Below are 4,529 nucleotides of genomic sequence, written 5' to 3' on the forward strand. Positions count from 1 at the left end.
CATTTCCGCGCCGTCGCAACCCGATACGACAAGCGCGACGACAATTTCCTCGCATCCGTCAAGCTTGCGTCAGTCCGTATCTGGCTGCGGGCTTACGAGTCGGTGACCTAGAGCGTCAAGGATGATGCGGGAGAGTTCCCCCGGCTTGAACAGGTTCCCCGGCTTCGACGTTGGCGCTGTGTCGCCGCAAATGCGCAAGGCTTCTGTGATGGTGGCAAGGTCGCTTCGCGTCTCCTTGATCCTCTTTTCGAGGTCGGAGATTCGGCGGCGAAGCTCTTCCTGCTTCGCCTTCAATCCCGAGATGATGTGAGGTTCGGCCATCCTCTTGTTTTAGAGGACAACTCACTGACTCTCATGGATTTTCTTCCCTGCGTTTGCTACATAAGTCCGCGTATTTGCTCGACGGGTTCCCCCGCAGGCGCGGGGATAGACCCCCTCATGGCTGACTACGACTCCGGCGTCATCAGGTTCCCCCGCAGGCGCGGGGATAGACCCCACCACAGCCACACCTCTTGTGCAATCAGTCGGGTTCCCCCGCAGGCGCGGGGATAGACCCTCCTTTTCCTCGGCCGTCATGAGTTCGTGAAAGGTTCCCCCGCAGGCGCGGGGATAGACCCCCGGACAAGCCGAGCGTCCTGGGGCTTGCCCAGGTTCCCCCGCAGGCGCGGGGATAGACCCGTGGTGAAGCCGGTCTGTGCGCTCTTGCGCACGGTTCCCCCGCAGGCGCGGGGATAGACCCGTTACGTCGCTATCTTTGACGCCATTGAGCCCGGTTCCCCCGCAGGCGCGGGGATAGACCGTTTTTGCGCCCCGCGTTGCGGATCGAAGAACCGGTTCCCCCGCAGGCGCGGGGATAGACCCTTCCTGCTCAAAGATTCTATGAGCGGATTGCGGGTTCCCCCGCAGGCGCGGGGATAGACCTGTGCCGGGCGGGGCATGGACAACATTTGCGGAGGTTCCCCCGCAGGCGCGGGGATAGACCCGTGTTTCTCAGGATGTCGCGGGCCTCGTCCTCGGTTCCCCCGCAGGCGCGGGGATAGACCCGCCGCATGGCTGATCGCCGAAGACGGGGCCGCGGTTCCCCCGCAGGCGCGGGGATAGACCCGCGGCTCCCTGTTTCCAGAGAGTAAAGCCTAGGGTTCCCCCGCAGGCGCGGGGATAGACCCCCAACGGCGCGGGGATACGACCGCTATGCATCGGTTCCCCCGCAGGCGCGGGGATAGACCTTTAACCGCCAGCTGCGCGGATCGTCAGACGACGGTTCCCCCGCAGGCGCGGGGATAGACCCGCGTATCGCTATCGTCGCCGCCACGGACGCGTGGTTCCCCCGCAGGCGCGGGGATAGACCCTTCTCCATTGTCACCGCGCGTTACACGGCAATGGTTCCCCCGCAGGCGCGGGGATAGACCCAAAAACAATGGCCGCAAATCCTCATGTGGTGAGGTTCCCCCGCAGGCGCGGGGATAGACCCTGGCCTTAGAGGCTTGCCCTTGCTCGTCAATCGGTTCCCCCGCAGGCGCGGGGATAGACCGCTTCGAGCGCGGGCATATGCGGCACAGCATAGGGTTCCCCCGCAGGCGCGGGGATAGACCGCCGGCACTTCGGCGGTCGTGGTCGACACCGTCGGTTCCCCCGCAGGCGCGGGGATAGACCCCGCCGCTTCCTCGCTTTCATCCCGCCTGCCCTGGTTCCCCCGCAGGCGCGGGGATAGACCCGTTCTGAGCGTCCTTGAGCGATGCGACCGGCGGGTTCCCCCGCAGGCGCGGGGATAGACCCGGCTTGTTGACCGCCGGTGTCGTCGGCGGCGTGGTTCCCCCGCAGGCGCGGGGATAGACCGGCCCCGAAATTGAATAGCCAAACGGAGCTTTTGGTTCCCCCGCAGGCGCGGGGATAGACCCGAAATCGCCTCATGGGAAATCGGCCCGTGCGCGGTTCCCCCGCAGGCGCGGGGATAGACCCTGAATAATTCCAGCCCCGAACCTGGGCGGCTGGGTTCCCCCGCAGGCGCGGGGATAGACCCGACTTCTCGGCCCACGGCTTGATGGCATTCGAGGTTCCCCCGCAGGCGCGGGGATAGACCGCGGGAAGGGTGAGCGAGCCGTTAAGCGCAAGCGGTTCCCCCGCAGGCGCGGGGATAGACCCATCGTACCAATTCAGCAATCCTGCGCCGGAGCGGTTCCCCCGCAGGCGCGGGGATAGACCCCGCGTTTTGCTGGAGTGATATTGGCCATAATCGGTTCCCCCGCAGGCGCGGGGATAGACCCTGACGCAACACCCCTACCACAACCTAGAGACGGGTTCCCCCGCAGGCGCGGGGATAGACCCCCCAATATGCGCCGCCGCGATCATAGCCGCCGGGTTCCCCCGCAGGCGCGGGGATAGACCCTCGCTTCTGAACCAACTCGTGGACGCTGGCACGGTTCCCCCGCAGGCGCGGGGATAGACCGTTTTTGCGCCCCGCGTTGCGGATCGAAGAACCGGTTCCCCCGCAGGCGCGGGGATAGACCCATCAGCGCTTCGGTGCGGGCCGTGCCAGCCTTGGTTCCCCCGCAGGCGCGGGGATAGACCCCGGAGATACTACCGTGCGAATCGATCCGACGCGGTTCCCCCGCAGGCGCGGGGATAGACCGGCTGTGCTGTCGAAGATCGTGGCGAGCGCTTCGGTTCCCCCGCAGGCGCGGGGATAGACCCGGTCCATTTCTGCGCGCCCTTCTTGATCTTCCGGTTCCCCCGCAGGCGCGGGGATAGACCCGAAGCAAGCGGAAGCGATGGCGGAAAACGAGGGGTTCCCCCGCAGGCGCGGGGATAGACCCATCCGATCCTTTATGCGTTCGGCGCGATCTGGGGTTCCCCCGCAGGCGCGGGGATAGACCCCCGACGCCGTTTGTCGCCGTCAATACCAACAAGGTTCCCCCGCAGGCGCGGGGATAGACCGTTGATCCTGAACAACGCATACGGGAAGTTCGCGGTTCCCCCGCAGGCGCGGGGATAGACCCGGCGCTTTTTTAAGGAGGAATGAGGATGGATCGGTTCCCCCGCAGGCGCGGGGATAGACCCACTCCGGCGACAACACTACCACCGATTGCGACGGTTCCCCCGCAGGCGCGGGGATAGACCTTTTGCCGTCAGTCGGCGCGCCTTCCAGTTTGAGGTTCCCCCGCAGGCGCGGGGATAGACCCGCCTCTTGCCGCATGGTGCAGCGCGGTGTACGGGTTCCCCCGCAGGCGCGGGGATAGACCCGGTTGGTAGATTCATCGAAGCTGCACCAATGCGGTTCCCCCGCAGGCGCGGGGATAGACCCGGCATTGGATCGTTCAGATCGGGATCGACCGTGGTTCCCCCGCAGGCAGAGGTTCCCCCGCAGGCGCGGGGATAGACCCCGATCAGGTCCACGAAACACACTTGCCGCGCCGGTTCCCCCGCAGGCGCGGGGATAGACCCTTTTGTCTATGAGGTTCCCGTCAGCTATTCCGGGTTCCCCCGCAGGCGCGGGGATAGACCGTAATCGAGGCTCGATTAAAGCCGCCGCGCAAGGGTTCCCCCGCAGGCGCGGGGATAGACCCGCCCCGAAAATATTCTGCCGACCTATAATCGGGGTTCCCCCGCAGGCGCGGGGATAGACCCTCGTCCGAGATGTAGCAGGCGCCCTTGAGCACGGTTCCCCCGCAGGCGCGGGGATAGACCCCACTTCATCGGGCATCGACCACTGGTTGATCGGGTTCCCCCGCAGGCGCGGGGATAGACCTGCACAGTCATCGGCGGGAGGTTATAGCCCTCGGGTTCCCCCGCAGGCGCGGGGATAGACCCTGCAATGTCATCGGGCCTCCTTAAACGAAGTCGGTTCCCCCGCAGGCGCGGGGATAGACCCTCACCTCTTTCTCTGTTTCCAGTGCCCGCGTGGGTTCCCCCGCAGGCGCGGGGATAGACCGTTCCTTTCCTGCGATTGTACCTATCATATTCAGGTTCCCCCGCAGGCGCGGGGATAGACCCGACTGACTTTCCGTCTCGGACATTCCTATCGTGGTTCCCCCGCAGGCGCGGGGATAGACCCTGGCGTGGAGGCGTCGAGGTCACGCACACAAAGGTTCCCCCGCAGGCGCGGGGATAGACCCCCTTTCTCGGCCATCTTCTCGACCTGGCCGACGGTTCCCCCGCAGGCGCGGGGATAGACCGTATCCACCGCGGTTGCGGAGATCCTCATCCCGGGTTCCCCCGCAGGCGGGGCCAGTGCAGCCCGAGACCAGTGGGGGTAATCTCGATCTCGGCCAGGTCGTCAGCCTCGGCGTCGGCCAGACCTTCCAGCAGATGCACCGGCACCATGACCGTGACGCCATTGTTGAGGTTGACGACCAGACGACCTTGATGGCGGTCATACTCTGCGGCTACAGCATAGCCGCCCTGCCGAGCCTCTTCCCCACGGGCTAGGAAGTGTGGACATTTATCGGATCCACAAGATGGTTGCTGCGAGAGCGATCATGGAGCGGTAGTTTCGGGCGGTTTTTTCATATCTCGTAGCGATGCGTCGAAAC

At 65.4% G+C, this 4,529-nt stretch carries 3 pseudogenes and 1 CRISPR repeat array; of the pseudogenes, 1 reads left to right on the plus strand and 2 read right to left on the minus strand.

Annotated elements, in window-relative coordinates:
• Positions 1-111, plus strand: a pseudogene (locus KKP04_RS15170) (IS5/IS1182 family transposase); the annotation flags it as partial.
• A gap of 294 nt (positions 112-405) precedes the next feature.
• Positions 406-4,234: a CRISPR direct-repeat array (repeat unit 29 nt; unit sequence GGTTCCCCCGCAGGCGCGGGGATAGACCC).
• Positions 4,235-4,275: 41 nt separating this feature from the next.
• Here the strand turns inward: KKP04_RS15170 and KKP04_RS16020 are convergent.
• Both KKP04_RS16020 and KKP04_RS15180 read right to left on the minus strand, forming a co-directional pair.
• Positions 4,276-4,353: pseudogene (locus tag KKP04_RS16020) on the minus strand (hypothetical protein); the annotation flags it as partial.
• A gap of 85 nt (positions 4,354-4,438) precedes the next feature.
• Positions 4,439-4,529, minus strand: a pseudogene (locus KKP04_RS15180) (IS5/IS1182 family transposase); the annotation flags it as partial.

Origin of the sequence: Rhodomicrobium sp. Az07, assembly GCF_018619475.1 — a bacterium.
GTDB lineage: Bacteria > Pseudomonadota > Alphaproteobacteria > Rhizobiales > Rhodomicrobiaceae > Rhodomicrobium.